Below are 23,871 nucleotides of genomic sequence, written 5' to 3'. Positions count from 1 at the left end.
GACTTTTAAAAGTTAAACCCCTCTAATCCACCAAGTTAGTCAACAAGGTGTCAGTGTTTGGCGCTAAACTATGGCCTTCGATTTTTAATCCTTTGGAGTGTTTGACATGACCAAACCCGCAATGCGAGTTGCCGTTACAGGCGCTGCCGGCCAAATTGGCTACAGCTTGTTGTTCCGTATCGCCAATGGCGACATGCTGGGCAAAGACCAGCCCGTGATTTTGCAGTTGCTGGACATTACCCCCGCCCTGCCCGCAGTGAAAGGTGTGGTCATGGAACTGGAAGACTGTGCATTCCCATTGCTGCAAGGTGTGGTGATCACTGATGACCCCGCGACAGCGTTCAAAGACGTTGACGTTGCTTTGCTGGTTGGCGCACGCCCACGCAGCAAAGGCATGGAGCGCAAAGACCTGCTGGAAGCCAACGGTGCAATTTTCACCGTTCAGGGCAAAGCACTGAACGACAACGCCAAGCCAACAGTGAAGGTACTTGTTGTAGGCAACCCTGCCAACACCAACGCCTACATTGCACAGCAATCTGCTCCCGATCTGGACCCAAATTGCTTTACTTCCATGCTGCGCCTGGACCACAACCGCGCATTGAGCCAGGTTGCCGCCAAAACCGGCAAGCCAGTTGCCTCCATTGAGAAGTTGGCTGTGTGGGGCAACCACTCGCCCACGATGTACGCCGATTACCGTTTTGCAACAATCGACGGTGCATCTGTAAAAGACATGATCAACGACCAGGAATGGAACGCCAACACTTTCTTGCCAACAGTGGGCAAGCGTGGTGCGGCCATTATTGAAGCACGTGGTTTGTCGTCAGCCGCTTCAGCTGCCAATGCTGCAATTGACCACGTACGCGACTGGGTATTGGGCACCAACGGCAAGTGGGTGACCATGGGTATCCCTTCTGATGGTTCCTATGGAATTCCTGAAGGCACACAATTCGGCTTCCCTGTGACTTGCGCCAATGGCAAGTTTGAAATTGTGAAGGGTCTGGAAATTGATGCATTCAGCCAAGAGCGCATCAACATTACCCTGAACGAACTGATGGAAGAACGCGAAGGCGTGAAGCACTTGCTGGGCAAGTAATTCACAGGCAATTCGTGATAAAAAGGCCAGCAGAGATGCTGGCTTTTTTTATTTGCAACCGAGGAATATCGCGTGAAAAAGCACAACCTGGATTTGGCGAACATTTCCACCATTTTGTACAGCGAAGACCATGCACGGGTGAACTTGCCAGTGTGCGACCACTACGCAGGCCGACCGAAATACTTTGAGAAGGCCTTGCAAATTCGTGCGGAAATTGGCGCCTGCTTCGATATCACGCTTGATCTGGAGGACGGTGCGGTTGTTGGTCAGGTTACAGAAATTGCAACTTGGGCGGCACAAAGCCTTGTTGATTTCTCCGCGAGATATGGCAGCGAAACGCGCAGGCCTGGCCTTCGACTGCACCCGGTTCAGGACCCCGCGTTCGAGCTGGAATTGCCAATTGTGTTGCGTGAAGGTGTCCCATTGCCCGCCTACTTGATGTTGCCAAAGCCTGAAAACTTCAATGACGTGAAACTGGCAATCATCCGCATTCGCGAACAATGCGCCAAAGCGGGTGTTGAACCCCCGCCCTTGCACGTCTTGATTGAAACCCATGGCGCATTGGCCGCGGTACACAATATTGCAGGACTTGAGGAGGTGGAATCGCTTTCATTTGGCATCATGGACTTTATTTCAAGTCATCGCAGTGCAATTCCCAAAACTGCACTGAATTCGCCTGGTCAGTTTGAAAACCCCTTGGTGCGCCGCGCCAAGCTTGAAATTTCTGCTGCCTGCCACCGATTCGGCAAGGTGCCTTCACACAATGTGACCCGCAATATTCGCCAACCTGAGATGGCTGCTGAAGATGCACAGCGCGCGAAACGAGATTTCGGCTTTACGCGCATGTGGAGCATTCACCCTGAACAAATTGTGCACATTGTGTCGGCCATGCTGCCCACAGATTCCGAAGTGGAAGAGGCAGTTTTGGTGTTGACTGAAGCGCAAAAAGCAGATTGGGGACCAATTCAAATCAAAGGGGAACTGCACGACAGGGCGAGTTACCGGTACTTCTTTGAGGTGTTGAATGCGAGATCAAATCGCGGAGGCTAGAAAAGCGCGCCCGTGTTCGGTTAAAAACTTGACCCCGGCTGCGTGAGGAACTCCAGTTCCTCATCGGTGGAATCCCGACCAAGAATGGAGTTTCGGTGCGGATAACGCCCAAACCGATCGATAATTGCTTTGTGTCGACGCTCGAAGTTGTAGTTGTTTTCAGGTGCCCATTCCCGATACAAATGCTCTGCCTGAACGTGAATGACTTTTGATTCACTGTGCATGTAAGGCAGCAACAAAAATGCCCTTTCGGTGGGATCAAACTCGTTTAACACGCCTTTGGCTACCGCCTCTTGGGCCAGGGCAAGCGCCATGGGGTCTTGAGCAAAAGCCATTGGGGTGTTGCGATGCACATTGCGAGAAAACTGATCCAGCACAATGATTTCTGCAAGACGACCTTTCGCGGAAATGCGCCATGTGTAGCATTCCCCTTGGGCTGCTTTAGAAAGTTGAGACCCGAACCTGATTCGAATTTGTTCGTCAAACAAGGGATTGGCAGACCACCAAGCTTTGGGCTCGATGTCTTCAAACCAGAACTTCAATACTTCGGTGAATTGCATTTCAAGCAACTGACTCAAGCCTCATAAGAAGTCAACAACACCTGTGCAGCGGCCTCTCGCAGGGGAATCAGGGCCTGATAGGCATCCGACTGAAACCAGCCATGCGCCGCGTCGAGGTCTGGAAAGCGAATAACAACAATATCGGTGTACGGATTTTGAAGGGCCAGATCAGACGCCTTGACCCCGCGAAAAACCAATTCGGCATTCCAGGCAACGAGAGTACCGGGCACCTGGTCCCGGTACTGCTGCCACTTGAGTGGATCAAGAATCTTGATTTGACCCACAACGTAAGCGCTCATTGGGCAACCACTTATTAACAGTTGCCTTTCTTGGCTTGACCAGGAGGGCAATGACCACCACCGCCATGACCGCCTGGATCAACCACCACTGAACCGGCTGGGGTGTACACTGCACAACTGCTCAAAGCGAACATCAATGCCATCATGGAAAACAGTGTTTTCATGTTTCATACTTCCTGAATAAAAGAAACCAATCGAATTTTGATATTCCGTATAACGGGTACAACCCACTTAAGTTGACTGCTTCTCGTTAGTATGCGTTAACCACAGCAGGAAGTACGAAACAGCAACACAATTCTTGCACCAAAGAATCAGGGACAACAGTTGAAAAAAACTCCGATTACCAAACAGCTTTATCAGCAAAAGCCTTTTCGACTGGTGGCATGGGCTGCGCTTGCCTTGCTTGTTTTGGCTGTTGGCGTATTTGAACTGATGGGATGGCCATTTTTAGCCAAACCTGCCGAGCAGTGGCTGAGCAAGACACTTGAAAGAAATATTCAACTGACGCAGCAAGATGAAAACAACCCTCAGTTTAAACTCAGGCTGATTGGTGGTGTTCGCCTGAACCTGAACCATTTTGAAGTGGCCTCTCCTGTCTGGAGCGATTCACCTTTCATGATTCGTGCGGAAAATGTGTCCCTTGGGCTGCGCTATCGGGACCTCATCAAGTGGCTCAACGCACCGGAATCCGCACTGAGAATCAAATCGCTCACAGCCAAATCGCTGGATGGCAATTTCGAGCGTCTGAAAGACGGGCGAGCCTCATGGCAGTTCGCTAAAAACGAACCGGACTCAACACCCGCCCTCGCCCCTGAGTTTGGTTTGTTGGCAATTGAGCAAGGCCTCGTGAAGTATCGAGATGAACTTTTTGATCTTGATGTGGATGCGACCTTGAATTTGCAGGAAGGAGATGTGGGAGCCGATGCCCTGACAGTAGCAGCGCAGGGTTTGTATCAAGGCAAGAAGCTGGACATCAAACTGAAATCAACAGGTGTGTTGCCTTGGGTTGCCAAACAAGCAGAGCCTATACCCGTTGAATTGAATGTGTCTTTGGGCAGAGCCCGATTGGACTTCAAGGGAAAAGCAGCCGATGCACTGGGCATGCAGCAGCTTTCTGGCCAGTTTGCCGTGAGCGGCTCTTCATTGGCCGCCGCAGGCCAGGCACTTGGAGTGACTTTGCCAAACACGCCGGCCTTTCGCACGGAAGGCAGCCTGGTTCGTGACGCAAGCAATTGGCAAGTCAATGTCAGCAACGCAACGATTGGCAACAGTCGCTTAAACGGCAATTTTTTGTATGAAGGCGATAAAAAACAACCCCTGCTGACAGGAGAACTCAAAGGGCCTTCGCTGGTACTGGCTGACTTGGGTCCAACCGTGGGGGCGACTGTGGAAAAACAGAGCAAGACCGCCGCACCCAGTGGCAAGGTGCTACCGGACAAACCCTTCGATCTTCCTTCCCTGAGAGCGATGGATGCTGATGTGCGAATTGACATCGACAATCTGGATTTGGGCAGCGAGATATTGAAGCCACTTCGGCCATTGAGGGCACATTTGGCGGTGACTGAGGGCGTTTTGACCATTTCAGACATTGAAGCAAAAACCGCAAAGGGCCAACTTACAGGTGCGTTGCAATTGGATGGGCGAGAAGATATCGCTGTTTGGGACGTGGACTTGAAATGGGCCGATGTACAGCTTGAGCAATGGCTGAATATACCCAGAGCTGGAAATGAGCCGCCTTATGTAACGGGCACCATGAACGGTGCGGCCAAATTGAAGGGACAAGGCCGCTCGACTGCAGAAATACTGGGGAGCCTGGCTGGCAATGTGCGAACGCAGGTGCGCAACGGCACCATGTCGCATTTGATTGTTGAAGCGGCTGGCCTGGATGCTGCCGAGGCGCTTGGTGTTTGGTTTCGGGGCGATGATGTGTTGCAAATGACCTGTGCGTTTGCTGACCTGGACGCAAACAATGGTGTGCTACAACCCAAGGTATTTGTGATCGATACACAAGACTCAGCGATGTGGGTGAATGGCAGCATTTCAATGAAAACAGAAGCCTTGAATTTGAGGGTTGTTGTCACCCCAAAGGACTTCAGCCCGGTTAGCTTGCGTACGCCTTTGCTGATTACTGGCACCATGGGTTCGCCCGATGTGTCTCTTGAGAAAGGACCGCTAGCGGGCAAGGTAGCGGGTGCCGTGTTGCTGTCGCTGCTAAACCCATTTGCGGCATTGATTCCTTTTGTGGATACCGGCTCCCCGGATTCTGTCGAGAATTCCAACAAAACAGGTTGCTATGATTTGGCAGCACGCAGCAAAGCTCAGCGAGAAAAAAATTGACCAAAACACTTCACCCCAACAATGCGCACAGAGACGGGTACGATTTTGACGCCCTGGTGTTGACTTACCCTGCCCTGAAAAAACATGTGAAGCCCAATAATCATGGTCGAGACTCCATTGATTTTGCATTGCCTGCCGCCGTCAAAGCGCTCAATTGTGCGCTGCTGAACCACCATTACGATATCGTTGGGTGGAACGTACCGGAGGGTTATTTGTGCCCGCCCATTCCAGGCCGGGTGGATTACATTCACTACGCGGCGGATTTGCTCTCGAGCTGTGGAATCAAGGCAACGGATTCAAGGCAGGTGAAGATGCTGGATATTGGCACAGGCGCTAACGGAATTTATTCTTTGCTGGCGGCAAAGGCATATGGCTGGCACTGCACCGGCAGCGAAATTGAAATGGTGAGCTTAAAGAATCTTGCTGCGGTGCTGGACAAAAATGATGACTTGAAACGTTTGATTGATTTGCGGCTGCAACGCGACAAGCGGAAAATATTTGAGGGTGTGATCAAGCCAGGGGAACGATTCGACCTGAGTGTGTGTAACCCACCATTTCACGGCTCGCAAAAAGAGGCCATGAAAAGCAATCAACGCAAAGTAAATAGCCTTGCCTTCAACCGTGGCGAAAAACCAGGTTCGAAAGCGCCCGCAGGTTTGAACTTTGGTGGACAAAAAAACGAATTGTGGTGCGAAGGTGGGGAAATTGGTTTTCTACAAACCATGATCAATGAGAGTGCGCAATTTGGCAAACAGTGCAGGTGGTTTACCACGCTGGTGTCAAAGGCAGAAAATGTGCCTCAAGCAAAATGGCACATGCGCAACGTGGGTGCGCGCGATATTCTTGAAGTTGAAATGGAACAAGGCAACAAGACCACGCGCATTGTGGCGTGGTCTTTTGCATAGCTATTAGCGGCGGCGGCCACCCACTAGCAGCAGGAAGGCCCCGGCGACAATTGCGCCGACGCCAGCCCACATGGGGACGTTCACTTCCTTTTCCTGATCCACTGTAATTTCGAGTGAACCGATTTTTGCTGCGGTGGATTCTTCGGTGTAGCTAAAGCCTCCGTAGGCCAAGCCCAAAGTGCCTGCAACAATCAATAGAATTCCAATCAGTTTCGTGGCTTGCATCTTGTTTTCCTGAATTGTTGTCGATGTGTGGGTATTAACGGACTTCGGACGGGAACGGCATACAAAATAATTTGTAAAGCGAATCACCCCTTTGCTGGGTGACCCTGCCCACACTACTTTTTAGCAATGATGTACACGGCGTGAACAATGCCTGGAATATAGCCCAGCAGGGTCAAGATAATGTTGATCCAGAAATGCTTGCCCAAACCTTCTTGTAAAAATACACCCAGTGGCGGCAACAAGATCGCGATAAGAATTCGGATGAGATCCATTTAAACTCCTGAAAATAGAAAAGGTTGAATAATTACTGCCAGGGTTAAGCGACGCTTCAAAGAGTAACGCAAAATCAAATCGATCGTGGACATGGCATTTATTCTTTTATCTTTCCTCTCAATGCCTTCACTTGGCCGCGAATGCTTTTGCCTTCGAGCCTGCGGCGCTTCGAACCCAAGGTTGGGCGAGTTTCGCGGCGAGCCTTGACTGGTTTGGCGACCTCAGCAATCAGCTCGTTCAGCCTTGCAAGGGCGTCCACACGATTTTGCTCCTGACTGCGCGTAGTTTGAGCCTTGATGACAATGACACCGTCTTTGGTCACACGCTGGTCTTGCAAGGCAAGCAGCTTTTCCTTGATGAATTCGGGCAAAGACGATGAACGAATATCAAAACGCAAATGAACGGCACTGGACACTTTGTTGACGTTCTGACCGCCCGCACCCTGGGCTCGAATGGCAGTGAACTCAACATCGGATTCCGAGAGGATGGGGGGAGCATACGACATGCAATTAGGCTATCAGATCTTTAATCAGCAGTATCGAATATGGGCTTTGTCTCGTTGTTCTCTAGCCAACACAAAGCCACTAGATCCAAAAAACTACGGAATCAACAATCAAGAAGATTCAGCTCCTCCAGTCTAATTGCCATTGCCTCGATGGACACACCAAACTGATCAGCCAGAGATTTAATCTGCTTGCCATCAAACCTGTCTGCCGCAGCAAGAGCGCGTGCTAATGCATGACAGTCAGCAAATTTTCTATAAAAACCACCCAAATCAGATTGATTTAATGCAAAAGAAGTTTGTTCGTTTATGGTAAAAAGCTCACAGTTAAAATTCTCTGTAAACCTCGATTTGACTAACCGCTCCGGCATCAAAAAGTAGCAAGCAAATTTATCTGCTTCACGCTCTACCTTGTCACGGGCGACAGAGCCACCATCTAAAGCTCGATCTCTGTGAAGCCTACCAGTCTCATGCAGAAGCGCATGCCCGAGTTCATGCGCAGTGGTAAACCGTCTCACATGCCGGGGAAACTGCCGCGATACGCAAACGGTTTTCGACTGGGAGTCGATCATTCCAGCAACTTCAACTCGACCACCCGGATACTGACCAAGAGTTTCACACAATTCAAATTGATATCCAATCAACGAAAGTGCAACCTCTGGATCTAGTAAATCCACAGGATCGTTAGGAATATTGTTACCCCAAATTTGATCACGCCTTAACCAAATTTCCTTGTGTAGCTCTGTCGCTGATTTGAGAGGTTGTTTCAAACCATTAATTTTGATCGCGCCCCCGAAAAGAGCATCAGTACTTGGCAACTTAGAATGAAGCGACTCAGCTAGCTCGACTTTAGGTTGTGCTGAAAGAGCACTAAAATCCCCATGTTCGTCCAGATAAGCATAAGGATCTTGCAACAACGCACGACTTTTAGAAATCTCATTTGAAGTTGCAAGCAAATAATCTGGCGAGTTTGCAATCCCGTCAAAACCACCTTCACCGTCGAGGTGTGCATAGGGATTCTCAAAGGATTTACGACTTTTTTTAATCAAAGAAAGCGAAGCATCAACCATAATCGATTCCAAAAAAATCAATGACTTAAAAAAAGATAGCACAAAAAACTTTAAGGAACTAGAAGATCTATATTTTCGGCAAGTCGACCAGTGAAATGTGCGTTAGTTACCTAAACGCCACACGGTTGATCTGCTTATGCCCAATCCTGTTGCCACTTTATTCACTTGACCTCCAGCTAACGCCAAGGCTTTTCGAACGATAGTCGCCCGTTCCTGCTTGGGTGCCCTGCTATAAGCCAAGGCCAGCGCATTCATATTGTCGAAAGATTCTGAAGGCATATCGGGCAATGTCGGTATTGATATCGGGGTCGGGGTCGGGGTCGCGGTGATCAAGTCCGGAAACCAGGCTCGCCAGGATGAAAGATCACTTTCTTGAAGCATTAACACGGCGGCCCTGCGGCACACATTTTTTAACTGCCGAATATTGCCCGGCCAAGGCAAAGTTTGAAGTACGGGCAACGCTGCGTTTAAAAACTCATCAAATCTTGATTTGCTGACCCGCACAGGGGTGGTTCGCAGAAAGTAACCTGCCAATTCGCCAATGTCCTCGGTGCGCTCACGCAGCGGTGGGATCTGGATCAACATTTCATTCAAGCGGAAATACAAGTCTTCACGAAAGCGCCCTTCTTCAACAGCTTGCTGCAAGTTTACATTGCTGGCAGCCAGCAGCCTGAAATCGACTTTTCGCGAAGAGGCTGAACCGATTCGGCGTACTGTGCCATCTTCCAGAATACGCAACAAGCGGGTTTGAAAGGCCAGCGGCATGTCGCCAATTTCATCGAGAAACACGGTGCCGCCTTGCGCGCTTTCAAACATGCCGGCACGCCCACCTTTCACGGCCCCTGAAAACGCGCCCTCCTCATAACCAAACAGCTCGCTTTCCAGCAGGCTTTCAGTGAGCGATGCGCAGTTAATGGCCACAAAAGGCTTGCCCGCCCGGGGGCTGGCAGTGTGAATGGATTGGGCCACCAGTTCTTTGCCCACCCCTGTTTCACCTTGAATAAGAACAGAAAAATCAATGCTGCCACACAAGCGAATGGTGCTTCGAAGCCTTTGCACGGCTGCGCTGCTGCCAATCAAATCCTGTTCGGTGTGAAAGGTATAGGCCTGGCTATTGCGCCGCACACCGCCAGTGGCTTTGGCGCTGGCCAAACGAGTGGCCTCATCAAAGGCCTTGACCACCCCTTGGCGAGAATAAATCAGAATGGCATCCATACCCATTTCCTGGGCAATTTCAGTCACCAGGCCAGACCCAACCACCACCTGAACGCCGAGTTGTGCCAGTTCGCGCACAGCGCGGCGGGCGTCTTCGGGGGTTCGATAGGTGCGTGTACTGAGGGGAACATCAAAGGCTCGGGCAAACTGCTCCAGTTCGTCGAAGGAATGTTCATAGCTGACCAAACCGACTGCCGAAGACGCTTTTCTGGCTGAGGCCAAGGCTTGCATCACATCAAAACCATCGGTACGAATAATGACCAAGGGCGCTTCGAGCTGATTCTGAAGGAAGGCTGCATTTGAACCAGCCGCAATAAACACGTCGGCCGTGTCGGTGTAATAGCGATTTCGGGCGTAGGCCAAAGCGTCTTCATAGGCTTTGGGCACCAGTTCAATATTGGCTGAACTGGTGTAATCGCGCGCAATTTCGCGCAATGTGCCTGCCAGGGCACTGATGCTGAACACCACGATTCTGGGTTTCATTTAAAACACCTTCTTTACCATTTGAAACATATTTGCGTTTCATCTTACACAAAAGTGTTTCAAATGAATAGGCAAATTTTCACAATATTGATTAGATTAATCTCTTAAACAATTGTTAAAAAAAGATATTTTTTATTTTTATTGAAACTGGCACGAACCCTGCACCACAAAAAACATACAACAAGGAGAACACCATGACTCAAAATTCAGCTGGCGCCCGTTTTCGTCAGGCCGTAAAAGAAGAACAACCGTTGCAAGTAATCGGCGCGATCAACGCCAACCACGCCTTGCTGGCCAAACGTGCTGGTTTCAAAGCCATTTACCTGAGTGGTGGTGGTGTGGCGGCTGGGTCGCTCGGCCTGCCCGACCTTGGCATTTCAGGCCTGGATGATGTGTTGACCGACGTGCGCCGCATTACTGATGTGTGCGACACCCCACTGCTGGTCGACGTCGACACTGGTTTTGGATCATCGGCCTTCAACATTGCCCGTACCACCAAGGCAATGATGAAAGCTGGCGCAGCAGCCATGCACATTGAAGACCAAGTGGGCGCCAAGCGCTGTGGCCACCGCCCAGGCAAAGCCATTGTGACCCAGGCTGAAATGGTTGATCGCATCAAAGCGGCAGTGGATGCTCGCGGTTCAGATGATTTTGTGATCATGGCCCGCACTGATGCGCTGGCCGTGGAAGGTTTGCAGTCAGCAATCGACCGGGCCTGCGCTTGCGTTGAAGCCGGTGCCGACATGATTTTCCCCGAAGCCATGACTGAACTGAGCATGTACCGACAGTTTGTCGACGCCGTGAAAGTGCCCGTGCTGGCCAATATCACTGAGTTTGGTTCTACACCCCTGTTTACCACCGAAGAATTGAAAGGTGTGGGCGTGGGCTTGGTGCTGTACCCCTTGAGCGCTTTCCGCGCGATGAACAAAGCCGCACAGAATGTGTATGAGGCTGTTCGCCGCGACGGCACGCAAAAGAATGTTTTAGACACCATGCAAACTCGCATGGAGCTGTATGACAGCATTGGCTACCACGATTTTGAGCAGAAACTGGACGCCTTATTTAAGCAGAAATAACTTTAATAAAACACAATAAACAATTGTTATAAAACATTTAATTTGACAGGAGACAGCAATGTCTGAGCAACAAACAACAACAACCCCTGGCTTCAAGCCGAAGAAATCTGTAGCCCTTTCCGGTACCGCCGCTGGCAACACTGCCCTGTGTACGGTTGGCCGCACAGGTAACGATTTGGCTTACCGCGGTTACGACATTCTGGACCTGGCCACCACCACCGAATTCGAAGAAATTGCTTACCTGCTGGTGCATGGCAAACTGCCTACAACAGCTGAACTGGCTGGCTACAAACTGAAACTGAAAGCCTTGCGTGGTATTCCTGCAGGCGTGAAACAGGCTTTGGAAGCCCTGCCCCCTTCAGCACACCCCATGGACGTGATGCGCACAGGTGTTTCCGTGCTGGGCTGCCTGCAACCCGAGAAAGACGACCACAACCACCCTGGTGCGCGTGACATTGCCGACAAGCTGATGGCTTCGCTGGGTTCAATGTTGCTGTACTGGTACCACTACAGCCACAACGGCAAGCGCATTGAAGTAGAAACCGACGATGATTCAATCGGCGGCCACTTCCTGCACCTGCTGCACGGCGAAAAACCGCGCGACAGCTGGGTTAGCGCCATGCACACCTCACTGATTCTGTACGCAGAGCACGAATTCAATGCCTCTACCTTCACCAGCCGCGTGGTGGCGGGTACAGGATCGGATATGTATTCCGCCATTTGTGGCGGCATTGGTGCCCTGCGTGGCCCCAAGCACGGTGGCGCCAACGAGGTGGCCTTCGAAATCCAGAAGCGCTACGACAATCCAGATGAAGCCGAGGCCGACATTCGCGCCCGTGTTGAACGCAAAGAAGTGGTGATTGGTTTTGGTCACCCGGTGTACACCGTGAGCGACCCCCGCAACGTGGTGATCAAGAAAGTGGCAGAGGATTTGTCCAAAGAACAGAACAACATGAAGATGTACAACATCGCCGAACGCCTGGAAAGCACAATGTGGGAAATCAAAAAAATGTTCCCGAACCTGGACTGGTTCAGCGCGGTGAGCTACCACATGATGGGCGTGCCCACTGCCATGTTCACCCCGCTGTTTGTAATTGCCCGCACTTCCGGCTGGAGCGCCCACGTAATTGAACAACGCATTGACGGCAAGATCATTCGCCCAAGCGCCAATTACACGGGCCCGGAAGACCAGAAATTTGTAGCCATCAAGGATCGCAAATAAGCATGAACACACAATTCAGAAAGAACCTGCCCGGCACCCAGCTTGATTTCTTCGACACCCAGGCGGCTGTTGATGCGATCGAGCCTGGTGCTTGGGACAAACTGCCCTACACCAGCAAGGTGTTGGCCGAGCAACTGGTGCGCCGCTGTGAACCCAGCGCACTCACCGAGAGCCTAAAACAATTCATTTACCGCAAGCGCGACCTGGACTTTCCCTGGTACCCTGCGCGCGTGGTGTGCCACGACATTCTGGGCCAAACGGCTTTGGTGGACTTGGCTGGCCTGCGCAATGCGATTGCCGACCAAGGTGGCGACCCATCCCTGGTCAACCCGGTGGTGCCCACGCAATTGATTGTGGACCATTCACTGGCTGTGGAATGTGGTGGATTTGATCCCGATGCATTTCAGAAAAACCGCGACATCGAAGAACGCCGCAACGAAGACCGTTTCCACTTCATCAACTGGACCAAAACCGCATTCAAGAATGTGGACGTGATTCCAGCGGGCAACGGCATCATGCACCAGATCAATCTGGAAAAAATGTCGCCGGTGGTGCAGGTTCGCGAAGGCGTTGCTTTCCCCGACACCTGTGTGGGCACGGACAGCCACACGCCACACGTGGATGCGCTGGGCGTGATCTCGATTGGCGTGGGTGGTCTTGAAGCAGAAACCGTGATGCTGGGCCGTGCGTCGATGATGCGCCTGCCCGACATCGTGGGTGTGGAACTGACTGGCAAGCGCCAGCCCGGCATTACCGCCACCGACATCGTGCTGGAACTGACCGCATTTTTGCGCAAGGAACGCGTGGTGGGTGCTTACCTGGAGTTTTTCGGTGAAGGCGCGAATAGCCTGAGCATCGGCGACCGCGCCACGATTTCGAACATGACACCAGAATACGGTGCCACCGCGGCGATGTTCTACATCGACGAGCAAACCATTGACTACCTGAAGTTGACTGGCCGTGAAGACGAGCAAGTGAAGCTGGTGGAACAATACGCCAAGCACACCGGCCTGTGGGCCAGCAAAATGGTGGGCGCTGAATATGAACGCGTACTGAGCTTTGATTTGAGCAAGGTGGTGCGCAGCATGGCTGGCCCTTCCAACCCGCATGCGCGCGTGGCCACCAGTGATTTGGCGGCAAAAGGCATTGCAGTGAATCTGGACAAGGCCCGCGAGGAAGAGGCAAACGGCCTGATGCCCGATGGCGCTGTGATTATCGCCGCCATTACCAGTTGCACCAACACCAGCAACCCACGCAACGTGGTGGCAGCCGCGCTGTTGGCACGCAAAGCCAATGAAATGGGCCTGGTACGCAAGCCTTGGGTTAAATCTTCATTTGCACCCGGCTCGAAAGTGGCCGAGTTGTATCTGAAAGAATCAGGGCTTTTAAGCGATCTTGAAAAGTTGGGCTTTGGCATTGTGGCGTTTGCCTGCACCACCTGCAACGGCATGAGTGGTGCTTTGGATCCCGTGATTCAGCAAGAAATCATTGATCGCGATTTGTACGCCACTGCTGTCTTGAGTGGCAACCGCAACTTCGATGGTCGCATTCACCCGTATGCGAAGCAGGCATTTTTGGCTTCGCCCCCTTTGGTGGTGGCTTATGCCATTGCAGGCACCATCCGCTTTGACATTGAGCAGGATGTACTCGGCGTGGTCGATGGCAAGGAAATTCGCCTGATCGACCTGTGGCCTTCAGACGAAGAAATTGATGCCATCGTGAAGCAATTCGTCAAGCCTTCACAGTTCCGTGAAATCTACATTCCCATGTTTGACTTGGGCGCAATTGAAGAGGCAGAAAGCCCACTGTACGACTGGCGCCCACAGAGCACCTACATTCGCCGCCCACCCTATTGGGACACCGAAGGCCAAGGCGCTTTGGCTGCACGACCACGCACGCTGAAAAACATGCGCCCGCTGGCGGTGCTGGGTGACAACATTACAACTGACCACCTAAGCCCTTCAAACGCGATCATGATGAAGAGCGCTGCGGGTGAATACCTGCACAAAATGGGTTTGCCCGAAGAAGACTTCAACAGCTATGCCACGCACCGCGGCGATCACTTGACAGCGCAGCGCGCGACGTTCGCAAACCCCAAGTTGTACAACGAAATGGTGAAAGATGAAGCGGGCAACACGGTGCAAGGCTCGCTGGCCCGCATTGAACCCGAAGGTCAGGTAACACGCATGTGGGAAGCCATTGAAACCTACATGGACCGTGGTCAACCGCTGATTATTGTTGCGGGTGCCGACTACGGCCAGGGTTCTTCACGCGATTGGGCCGCCAAGGGCGTTCGCCTGGCTGGTGTAGAAGCGATTATTGCTGAGGGCTTTGAGCGCATTCACCGCACCAACCTGATTGGCATGGGCACCCTGCCCCTGGAATTCAAGGCAGGTGACACACGCCACACCTACAACATCGACGGCACGGAAGTGTTTGAAGTGGTGGGTGAGCGCAGCCCACGTGCAACCCTGACTGTGGTGATGACCCGCAAGAATGGCGAACGTGTGGAATTCCCGGTGACCTGCCGATTGGACACCGCTGAAGAAGTTTCCATTTATGAAGCTGGTGGCGTGTTGCAACGCTTCGCGCAAGACTTTCTGGAAGGCACTGCAGCATGACGGACAATTCAATTAAGCCCACCCAGCAACTGAAAGTGGCCGCCACCTACATGCGCGGTGGCACCAGCAAGGGTGTATTTTTCAGGTTGCAAGACCTGCCCGAGGCATGCCAGCAAGCGGGGGAAGCGCGCGACAAATTGTTGTTGCGCGTTATTGGCAGCCCCGACCCTTATGGCAAGCAGATCGACGGCATGGGTGGCGCTACTTCGAGCACCAGCAAAACCGTGATTTTGAGCAAAAGCAGCAAGGTCGACCGCGATGTAGATTACCTGTTCGGCCAAGTCAGTATCGACAAAGCCTTTGTGGACTGGAGCGGCAACTGCGGCAACCTGTCCTCGGCAGTGGGTTCATTCGCGGTGGCCAGCGGTTTGGTTGACTCCGCGCGCGTGCCTCACAACGGCACTTGCGTGGTACGCATTTGGCAAGCCAATATCGGCAAAACCATCATTGCGCATGTACCGATCACCGACGGCTTGGTTCAAGAAACTGGCGACTTCGAGCTCGATGGCGTTACCTTTCCAGCAGCGGAAGTTCAACTTGAATTTCTGGATCCAGCAGATGAAGGTGAAGACGGTGCTGGCAGCAGCATGTTCCCCACCGGCAATTTGGTGGATGAACTGGATGTACCCGGCGTGGGCACATTAAAAGCCACCATGATCAATGCCGGCATTCCCACCATTTTTGTGAATGCCGACAGCATTGGCTACACCGGTTGCGAATTGCAAGACGCCATCAACAGCGACCCAAAAGCCTTGGCCATGTTCGAAACCATTCGTGCCCACGGCGCTGTAAAAATGGGATTGATCAAACACGTGGATGAAGCAGCCAAGCGACAGCACACACCCAAAGTGGCTTTTGTAGCACCGCCCAAAACTTACACCAGCTCAAGCGGCAAAGTGGTTCAAGCAGAAGGCATTGATTTGCTGGTGCGCGCCATGAGTATGGGCAAGCTTCACCATGCCATGATGGGTACGGCTGCCGTGGCCATTGGCACTGCAGCAGCCATTCCCGGCACACTGGTGAACCTTGCCGCAGGTGGCAGCCAACGTGAAGCTGTTCGCTTTGGTCACCCCAGCGGCACTTTGCGCGTGGGTGCGCAGGCCGCGATTGAAAACGGTCAGTGGGCTGTGAAAAAAGCGATTATGAGCCGCAGTGCACGGGTATTGATGGAAGGTTGGGTGCGTGTACCCAGCGATACTTTTTAATTAAATGGAACCAAGCCATTTAGGTTGACCACGAAATGCACTTCAGTTTTTTTCGCTACAGCGTCGAAAACTGAAGTGCGAGTTCAATATCTCTCCAACAGTAGCAATACGCAAAATGGTGAGCAAGCGCTTACCTCCGCCTACCCCTCTATCTGATTACGTAACCTCACTCTAATTATCCTCATGACTCCAAAAAATTCAATGGAGTCTTCACCATGTTTCGAGCAATCACGAGTCACAGCGGCGCTCAAATCGCGATGTCTACAGCCAGTAACGCCTTGCGAAGAAGCGGCTCAGGCTCGGCATCGACCAAGATCGTGGGCCCCTTGGCCAGCAAGCTCAAAGACATTCGCCAGAATACGCATACAAACTTGAAGATGCAGTTACAAAAAAGTTTGTCTCCCAGCAAATTCTCAGAAGCTGGCGGATTGGCTGAGCAAATTGAAACCACTGAACCCGATTTCGAGCAACTGCATTCGCAAGTCGAGGAATTCATTCAGGGCAACAAAAATGATCCTGAAGCGATTGTCAGCGCATTGAAATATTTGAATAGCCAATTGATGATTCTGAGTACCGCGGAAAGACACCTAAAGGCTGAGGATGCACCGGTGAAACAATCGCTGGTGCACGGCTTGAATTCCTTGATCAAAAACACGGCAAGCCGGGGAGAATCAATCGTACAAAGACTATCGAACACGAAAATTTCACCTGTATTTACTGCACATCCGACCAATTTCAACAAACCTCAGGCTAGCGAAATTGTTCTTTCTCAGCTAGATGACATTGCGACCCCACAGGGAAACGCGAAAGTTTGTCGTGAACTTTGGGACATTCAGGGCGTGCGCGAGTTAAAGCCCACCGTGCAGGACGAAGCAAACCAGTTCTCCTCCAATATCAGGCACCTGCACAGTTCGGGACGCACCATTCACAAACAGATCAACCAACAACTCTCTGCATTGCCCGAGAAACTGAAATTGTCGAAACCTCTTGTTGAAGCGGGAAACTGGGTTGGGGGTGATCGGGATGGAAATCCAAACATTGATGCCAAGGTACTCAAAGATGTGGTCAAAACCCTCAGCACGGCTGCATTTGAATACTTTGAACAAAAAACAGGCAAAGAGAAAAATGCCCAAACTGGCAGCCTTTGCAATTTGCTGTGCAAAGCCGGACATGCCGAGGCCCTTGTTCAAATTCGTGAAAAACTAACCCGAACTCGAGAGCATTTGGTAGGCGACGGGCCGTTGCCCATTCACGGCGACTTGTATCTGAATGCAAATGAATTGCTGAACGACTTGTCGAGTTTGAATATTGACCAGTTAAGCGTGGAAGAACAAAACACTGTTCGCGGAAAACTTGATTTACTTCAACTGGATGCCGACAGCATTGGCTTTCACGGTGCCAGCACTGACATTCGGCAAAACAGTGCGATGAATGAAAAAACGGTCGGAGAATTGTTGAGAAGATCGGGAGGACCAGCCAATTATGAATCCTTGGGGGAAAATGAAAAACAGACGCTACTGAGCAGCCTGCTCATGAACACCAACAAGGCTGCCTTAAGTGACAAGCCCATCGACGGTCAAAGTGACAATGCGGAATTCGATCGTGAAATTGCATTGATTAAAAGCTACAAAACCATTCATGACAGTTACGGACCGCAGACGTTGAAAAACTGCATCACAGCAAACACTGAAACCATGAGCGATATGCTTGAGGTGATGTTGCTTTTAAAACATGCTGGCCTGGCTGATGATCACGGCATCAAAATGAACGTGGTGCCATTGATCGAAACTGTTGACGACCTGCACAACGGCCCTGCAATTTTGAACAGCATGCTGAGTCACTCTTGGTATCGACAAGCGCTTCAAGCCAGTGGAAACCAGCAACAAATCATGGTGGGCTACTCAGACAGCAATCGCTTGGATGGCCCTTTGGCCTCCAGTTGGGCAGTCTATGAAGGAACAGCCAAAATGCTTGAAGTGGCCAGGCAAACCGGCGTGAATCTGCATGTATTTCATGGCCGAGGCGGCACCGAGGCCCGGGGTTCAGGTGACTCTTATTCACAGGAAATCAAATCCACCAATGGGGCCAGCCTGTTAACCGGCATGCGGCAAACAGAACAAGGTGAAGAGGTGCCTGCGAAATTCGGCACCAAAACAATGTCGCAGGCCAACCTTGCAGACATGGTCAGCTCGACGCTTGAAACCATGGCAACGGGCACCGATCAGCAAATTGAAAAATATGCAGACACCATGGGAAAGCTTGCGGACCACGCACGCAACAGTTACGCAAGCCTGTACTCCAACCCCGAGCTTCCCCACTTTTTTCAACGCAGCACACCCATTGAATTTGTGGGCAAATCCAATGCGGGCAGCCGCCCTGCTTCACGTGCAAACACAGCAGATGGAGGGCTCAAACTTGACAAACTCAGGGCCATACCGTGGGTGGGTGCCTGGTATCAATCGGGAAGCGCAATGCCTGCATTTTTCGGGACGGGTACCGCACTGAAAAACTTCATCGACCAAGCGGACGGCAGCACCACAACAGCGCAACGCACAGAGCAACTGCAAACCATGTACAAAGAATGGCCATTCTTCAAAAGTTTTGTTGACCGCACCGCCACCGCCATGCAAAAGGCGGACATGCAAATTGCCCAACGCTATGCGGAATTGGCACCGACTCAATCACAAGCTGTTTTCGAGAGTATCAAGAATGAATATGAATTGACAAAAAACCTGATACTAACCATCAAGCAAACGCCCAACCTGATGGACCACAACCCAGTGGATGCAGAAATAATGGCTGTGAAAAAACCGCTGACTCAAGCTGCGCATGCCATGCAAATTGGTCTGCTCAAGGCCCACCAACAGGCAGGCCCCGAGATTCAGGAAAAACTGGTCGAGCCCATTGTGATGTCCATGCAGGCCATCGCCAGTGCCAACCGTTTTGGTTAAGCGGCATTGCCCGCATAAATGGGCGGGCGTTGGCCTGCCCATGGCTTGGCCTGCTCTAACTGGGCGGCCAGGTTCAGCAATACATTTTCTTCACCAAACCGTCCGGTGAACATCATGCCCACTGGAATGTTTTGCGCGTTCCAATGCAAAGGCACACTCATTGAGGGTTGGCCTGTTACGTTGGCGGGCATGGTTTGCGAGCAATATTGATACAAGCGACGACCTGCCTTCAGAACAAAATCTTTTTGCTTGGCTATAAAGCCGATTGGCAAGTAGCTGAGTGCCTTTAACTCGAGCATTTCCTGGGATGTTGGGCGTAATCCACCCACCGAAATAGGCAACTCACCCAGTGTGCTGGTGAGCAATGCATCGTAGGGCTCAAAGAAGGTCATCCATTGCCGTGAAAACTGGGCCATGGTCCACACTGCATTGGCCACATCGCCACCATTGAAACTGCGGCCGAGCTTCATCAAAGCCCAGGTGCGTGCTTCAAAATCAGCCGCCTTGCCTTTACGCCCCAACACGCGCTCACCTTCTTTCAAGGTGGCTGCCATTTCAGAACACACCAACACGGTGTAGGCGTAAATAAATTCCTCTTTGTTAATCGGCAGGCGAACCTCTTCACAAGCATGGCCCAGGCTTTCTAGCAGCTTGACGGTTTCAAGCACACCTTGTTGGCAATCACTGTGCAAGGTTTCGCCCAGCGCGGGGTCAAGTGAATAGGCAATTTTCAGCTTTTTGGTTTTTGCTTCAATTGCGGCGGCGTATGTTTTTGCAGGCGGTGCAATGCGCAACAACTGGCCAGGGTAATTGCCTTGCAGGCAATCGAGCATGTGTGCTGAATCCCGTACCGTGCGCGACACCACATGTTCCGCGATAAATCCAAACCAGCCATCGGCTTGATCCGGGCCAGAAGGCACACGCCCACGGGTGGGTTTCAACCCAAACAAACCTGTGCATGAAGCTGGCACACGAATTGAACCACCACCGTCACTTGCACTGGCCATGGGCACGATTCCCGCCGCCACTGCGGCAGATGAACCCCCACTGGAACCGCCAGGGCTACGAAGTGGGTCCCAGGGGTTGCGGCAAGCACCCGTGAGCTCAGGCTCGGTCGAGGGTGTAATCCCAAATTCCGGTGTTGCGGTTTTGCCAAAAATGTTCAAACCTGCCTGTTTAAAGCGCTTTACATACTCCGAGTCTTCGGAAGGCACAAAGCCTTTGTAGAAGCGGCTTCCACAACTCATCTCTACGCCTGCGTAGCTGGCAATCAGGTCCTTCAGCAGGAATGGAACACCTGCAAAAGGTCCTTCCACAGCCTCTTTCGCTCGAGCGCGTGCAATGTCGTACATGGGCCGAATAACGGCATTAATACGTGGATTTACCTTCTCAGTGCGGGCAATGCTCTCTTCGAGCAACTCGGCAGCACTTACCTCGCCTTTTTTGATCAACTCAGCAAGGCCAAGTGCATCAAACTGATCGTATTCTTTGAAACCTGCCATTTTTATCGTGTCTCCGAAAACTGGGGTGTCCATGAATCCAAGCAAATATCTTACCCCACTCAGGTAATACACACCCCGACTACAAACGGGAACAATAAGGCATTGGAAATTTTAATTTTTATGGCTGCATTCAATGAAAACACTCGCACTCGCTTGCGTTGTATTTAGCGACTACCCTATAAAAACAATGGCTTACCAACGTTTTCTGAGTGGTCTGGGGGAGGAACATGTTCACTTGTTGCGCAACCTTGATTCTGACATCAGCGAGATTTCAAACGCAAAACTGGTGATCTGCGACATGAATATTATGGAGGAGTTCGAAGAGCGAGCACTCACCGCACTCGAACAAACTTTTCCAAAGGCCAATATTCTGTTTCTTGAAGAAGACCACTGCGACATGCGTGTGAAATTCTCGAACCAAAGGGATATTTGCAGGCTGGGCAAGCTTGCTGAAATCAATGTGATTCATTCCACTTTAAAAGAACTTCTTTTACAGGTGAGCCGAAAACCGAGAAAATCGCAACGACCCCGAAAAGAGCGAATGGAGCAAACGTAAAAAAGCCACCCGAAGGTGGCTTTTTTTATGCCCTGCAACAACTGACTTTAAGCGGCCAGCTGCGCCTTGTTGGCGATTTCCACGAACTCTGGAATTTGGTCGAAGTTCATGTAACGGTAAACTTCACCAGACACATTGCCCAGCATTTTTACCTGTTCCATGTACTCTTCCACAGTCGGGATTTTGCCCATCAGTGCGCACACAGCCGAAAGTTCAGCCGAGGCCAGATAAACCCGGGTATCAATACCCAAGCGGTTCGGGAAGTTACGTGTCGAAGTAGACACGCCCGTTGAACCCTTGCGAATTTGGGCCTGGTTACCCATGCACAGTGAACAGCCTGGCAATTCCATGCGTGCGCCTGTGCGACCCAAAATACCGTAGTAGCCTTCTTCGGTCAGAATGTGCTGATCCATCTTCGTGGGTGGTGCAATCCACAAACGTGTTGGAATGTCGCTCTTGCCTTCCAGCACCTTGCCAGCCGCACGGAAGTGACCAATGTTGGTCATGCAAGAACCGATGAACACTTCATCAACCTTGTCGCCAGCCACTTCACTCAAGAACTTCGCATCATCGGGATCATTGGGGCAGCAAAGAATTGGTTCTTTGATATCAGCCAAATCAATTTCGATCACTGCCGCGTATTCAGCATCTGGATCGGCTTTCAACAATTCAGGGTTGGCAATCCACGCTTCCATCGCCTTGATACGGCGAGTCAGGGTGCGAACATCCTGGTAGCCCTGAGCAATCATCCACTTCATCAAAGTAATGTTCGATGTCATGTATTCGATGATTGGTTCTTTGTCCAGGTGAATGGTACAACCGGCTGCTGAACGCTCGGCAGAAGCATCCGACAATTCAAACGCCTGCTCAACCTTCAACTGGGGCAGACCTTCGATTTCCAGAATGCGGCCCGAGAAAATATTCTTCTTGCCTTTCTTTTCAACGGTCAGCAAGCCAGATTTGATGGCATACAAAGGAATGGCATGAACCAAATCGCGCAGCGTAACGCCAGGCTGCATTTCGCCCTTGAAGCGCACCAACACAGACTCAGGCATATCCAAAGGCATAACACCTGTGGCTGCGGCAAACGCCACCAAGCCCGACCCAGCGGGGAAAGAAATACCGATCGGGAAACGGGTGTGTGAATCGCCACCGGTACCGACCGTGTCGGGCATCAACAAGCGGTTAAGCCAGCTGTGAATAATACCGTCACCTGGGCGCAGGGCAACGCCACCGCGGTTTTCGATGAAGTCGGGCAGTTCGTGGTGCATTTTCACATCCACGGGCTTGGGGTAAGCCGCTGTGTGGCAGAACGACTGCATGACCAAGTCAGCAGAGAAGCCCAAACAGGCCAGGTCTTTCAACTCGTCGCGAGTCATTGGACCTGTGGTGTCCTGAGAACCCACAGTGGTCATTTTTGGTTCGCAGTAGGTGCCGGGGCGAACACCATCAACGCCGCAGGCCTTGCCAACCATTTTCTGGGCCAGGCTATAACCTTTGCTGGAAGCAGCCTGTGAAGAGGGACGACGGAACACAGGGCTTGGACCTTCGCCCAATGCCGCGCGCGCGCGGTCTGTCAGGCCACGGCCAATAATCAGGGGAATACGGCCACCGGCGCGAACTTCGTCAAACAGCACATCGGTTTTCATGCTGAATTCAGCAATCACCGCACCGTTTTTCAAGGCCTTGCCGTCGAAGGGACGCAATTCAATTTCATCGCCCATGTCCATTTGACTAACATCGAGCTCGATGGGCAATGCGCCAGCGTCTTCCATGGTGTTGAAGAAAATCGGAGCAATTTTGTTACCCAGGCAGTAGCCACCGAAACGCTTGTTCGGGATGAAAGGAATGTCATCGCCAGTGAACCACAACACGCTGTTGGTGGCTGACTTGCGTGAGGAACCTGTACCCACCACATCGCCCACGTAGGCGATTGGGTTGCCTTTGGCGATCAAGGCTTGCAGCTGCTTGATGGGACCCACTTTGCCGGGTTCATCCGCTTCAATACCTGGGCGCGGGTTCTTCAACATGGCCAATGCATGCAATGGAATGTCGGGGCGGCTCCAGGCGTCTGGGGCGGGTGACAAATCATCGGTGTTGGTTTCGCCGGTTACTTTGAACACGGTCAGCTTGATGCTTTGTGGCACTTCGGGGCGGCTTGTGAACCACTCGGCGTCGGCCCAGCTTTGAATCACTTTCTTGGCAGTTGCGCTGCCCTTGTCAGCCAGATCCTTCACATCGTGGAAGTAATCGAACATCAACAGGGTTTTGGACAAGGCTTGGCCAGCAATTTCACCCACTTCAGCGTCGTTCAGCGCGTCGATCAGGGGTTTGATGTTGAAACCACCCAGCATGGTGCCCAGCAGGAAAGTGGCTTTCTTGCGGTCAATCAACTTGCAGGTGTCAGAACCAGCCACAATGGCGGCCAGGAATGCGGACTTCACCTTGGCGGCATCGTCCACACCAGCGGGAACACGGTTGGTAACCAGGTCCAGCAGAAATTCTTCTTCGCCTGCGGGTGGGTTTTTCAGCAGCTGAACCAGATCAGCGGTTTGCTGGGCAGACAAAGGCAGTGGAGGAATGCCCAACGCTGCGCGTTCGGCAACGTGTTGGCGATAGGACTCAAGCATGAGATCTCCCTAGATTGGGTGGGGGTCAATAGAAACTGTGTAATTTTGAGGCAGTTCGCACGCGCACACAAGTATTGCGATGCAAAAGTGGCGGGG

General features: G+C 51.7%; 20 protein-coding genes. 10 read left to right on the top strand and 10 right to left on the bottom strand.

Annotation, left to right across the window (positions count from 1 at the left end):
* Positions 1-106 precede the first annotated feature (106 nt).
* The gene (locus tag ACVL1J_RS03965; RefSeq protein ID WP_008248504.1) at positions 107-1,093 is read left to right on the top strand and encodes a malate dehydrogenase; all 987 of its coding nucleotides are present in this window, start codon (positions 107-109) and stop codon (positions 1,091-1,093) included.
* A 72-nt stretch (positions 1,094-1,165) separates the two neighbouring features.
* Positions 1,166-2,143 (top strand): HpcH/HpaI aldolase/citrate lyase family protein, encoded by a 978-nt coding sequence (locus ACVL1J_RS03960; protein ID WP_159568661.1) that lies wholly within the window; start codon positions 1,166-1,168, stop codon positions 2,141-2,143.
* 20 nt (positions 2,144-2,163) lie between these two features.
* Here ACVL1J_RS03960 and ACVL1J_RS03955 read toward each other — a convergent pair whose 3' ends face one another.
* Genes ACVL1J_RS03955 through ACVL1J_RS03945 form a run of 3 tightly spaced genes read right to left on the bottom strand, consistent with a single transcriptional unit; the run spans position 2,164 to position 3,166 of the window.
* Positions 2,164-2,703, bottom strand: a complete 540-nt coding sequence (locus tag ACVL1J_RS03955; protein WP_341236691.1) for a DUF924 family protein — start codon at positions 2,701-2,703, stop codon at positions 2,164-2,166.
* Positions 2,704-2,717: 14 nt separating this feature from the next.
* Positions 2,718-3,002: a DUF1330 domain-containing protein gene (locus ACVL1J_RS03950; protein ID WP_341236672.1), complete on the bottom strand. Its 285-nt coding sequence runs from the start codon at positions 3,000-3,002 to the stop codon at positions 2,718-2,720.
* A 14-nt stretch (positions 3,003-3,016) separates the two neighbouring features.
* On the bottom strand, positions 3,017-3,166 hold the full coding sequence (locus ACVL1J_RS03945; protein WP_201301405.1) for a hypothetical protein: 150 nt from the start codon (positions 3,164-3,166) through the stop codon (positions 3,017-3,019).
* A 160-nt stretch (positions 3,167-3,326) separates the two neighbouring features.
* Between ACVL1J_RS03945 and ACVL1J_RS03940 the strand changes: the two genes are divergently transcribed.
* Entirely contained in the window at positions 3,327-5,339 is a 2,013-nt protein-coding gene (locus ACVL1J_RS03940) for an AsmA family protein (protein WP_341236673.1), read from the top strand.
* Complete coding sequence (rlmF, locus tag ACVL1J_RS03935) at positions 5,336-6,244, top strand: 23S rRNA (adenine(1618)-N(6))-methyltransferase RlmF (RefSeq protein WP_341236674.1); 909 nt, start codon at positions 5,336-5,338, stop codon at positions 6,242-6,244. Before ACVL1J_RS03940 ends, rlmF begins: the two co-directional genes overlap by 4 nt.
* Positions 6,245-6,247: 3 nt before the next feature.
* Here rlmF and ACVL1J_RS03930 read toward each other — a convergent pair whose 3' ends face one another.
* From ACVL1J_RS03930 to prpR, 5 genes are all read right to left on the bottom strand, one after another.
* A complete protein-coding gene (locus ACVL1J_RS03930) occupies positions 6,248-6,469 on the bottom strand; it encodes a hypothetical protein (protein ID WP_138518080.1) in 222 nt (73 codons plus the stop codon).
* A gap of 113 nt (positions 6,470-6,582) precedes the next feature.
* Entirely contained in the window at positions 6,583-6,741 is a 159-nt protein-coding gene (locus ACVL1J_RS03925) for a YqaE/Pmp3 family membrane protein (protein ID WP_171099549.1), read from the bottom strand.
* A gap of 98 nt (positions 6,742-6,839) precedes the next feature.
* A complete protein-coding gene (arfB, locus tag ACVL1J_RS03920) occupies positions 6,840-7,247 on the bottom strand; it encodes an alternative ribosome rescue aminoacyl-tRNA hydrolase ArfB (RefSeq protein ID WP_341236675.1) in 408 nt (135 codons plus the stop codon).
* Positions 7,248-7,348: 101 nt separating this feature from the next.
* On the bottom strand, positions 7,349-8,326 hold the full coding sequence (locus ACVL1J_RS03915; RefSeq protein WP_491665126.1) for an ImmA/IrrE family metallo-endopeptidase: 978 nt from the start codon (positions 8,324-8,326) through the stop codon (positions 7,349-7,351).
* Between the two features lie 90 nt (positions 8,327-8,416).
* Positions 8,417-10,012 (bottom strand): propionate catabolism operon regulatory protein PrpR, encoded by a 1,596-nt coding sequence (gene prpR, locus ACVL1J_RS03910; RefSeq protein ID WP_341236677.1) that lies wholly within the window; start codon positions 10,010-10,012, stop codon positions 8,417-8,419.
* A 194-nt stretch (positions 10,013-10,206) separates the two neighbouring features.
* Here prpR and prpB point away from each other — a divergent pair, with 194 nt between their 5' ends.
* The 5 genes from prpB to ACVL1J_RS03885 all read left to right on the top strand — a co-directional run bounded on the left by prpB (position 10,207) and on the right by ACVL1J_RS03885 (position 19,087).
* Positions 10,207-11,088, top strand: coding sequence for a methylisocitrate lyase (prpB, locus tag ACVL1J_RS03905; RefSeq protein ID WP_341236678.1), 882 nt, complete (start codon positions 10,207-10,209; stop codon positions 11,086-11,088).
* 58 nt (positions 11,089-11,146) lie between these two features.
* Positions 11,147-12,310 (top strand): bifunctional 2-methylcitrate synthase/citrate synthase, encoded by a 1,164-nt coding sequence (prpC, locus tag ACVL1J_RS03900; protein ID WP_341236679.1) that lies wholly within the window; start codon positions 11,147-11,149, stop codon positions 12,308-12,310.
* Positions 12,311-12,312: 2 nt separating this feature from the next.
* Complete coding sequence (gene acnD, locus ACVL1J_RS03895) at positions 12,313-14,931, top strand: Fe/S-dependent 2-methylisocitrate dehydratase AcnD (RefSeq protein ID WP_341236680.1); 2,619 nt, start codon at positions 12,313-12,315, stop codon at positions 14,929-14,931.
* Entirely contained in the window at positions 14,928-16,136 is a 1,209-nt protein-coding gene (prpF, locus tag ACVL1J_RS03890) for a 2-methylaconitate cis-trans isomerase PrpF (RefSeq protein WP_341236681.1), read from the top strand. Before acnD ends, prpF begins: the two co-directional genes overlap by 4 nt.
* Positions 16,137-16,351: 215 nt before the next feature.
* The gene (locus ACVL1J_RS03885) at positions 16,352-19,087 is read left to right on the top strand and encodes a phosphoenolpyruvate carboxylase (RefSeq protein ID WP_341236682.1); all 2,736 of its coding nucleotides are present in this window, start codon (positions 16,352-16,354) and stop codon (positions 19,085-19,087) included.
* Here the strand turns inward: ACVL1J_RS03885 and ACVL1J_RS03880 are convergent.
* A complete protein-coding gene (locus ACVL1J_RS03880) occupies positions 19,084-20,589 on the bottom strand; it encodes an amidase (RefSeq protein WP_159568672.1) in 1,506 nt (501 codons plus the stop codon). The two genes, ACVL1J_RS03885 and ACVL1J_RS03880, sit on opposite strands and share 4 nt — an antisense overlap.
* 133 nt (positions 20,590-20,722) lie before the next feature.
* Between ACVL1J_RS03880 and ACVL1J_RS03875 the strand changes: the two genes are divergently transcribed.
* Positions 20,723-21,145: a hypothetical protein gene (locus ACVL1J_RS03875; RefSeq protein ID WP_341236683.1), complete on the top strand. Its 423-nt coding sequence runs from the start codon at positions 20,723-20,725 to the stop codon at positions 21,143-21,145.
* 47 nt (positions 21,146-21,192) lie between these two features.
* On the opposite strand, the gene acnB is transcribed toward ACVL1J_RS03875, so the two are convergent.
* A complete protein-coding gene (acnB, locus tag ACVL1J_RS03870) occupies positions 21,193-23,775 on the bottom strand; it encodes a bifunctional aconitate hydratase 2/2-methylisocitrate dehydratase (protein WP_341236684.1) in 2,583 nt (860 codons plus the stop codon).
* Positions 23,776-23,871 lie beyond the last annotated feature (96 nt).

It is taken from the genome of Limnobacter sp. G6BE5S, assembly GCF_058448965.1.
The sequence above is the reverse complement of the archived record's forward strand: the minus strand, read 5'-3'. Positions and strand labels throughout refer to the sequence as shown.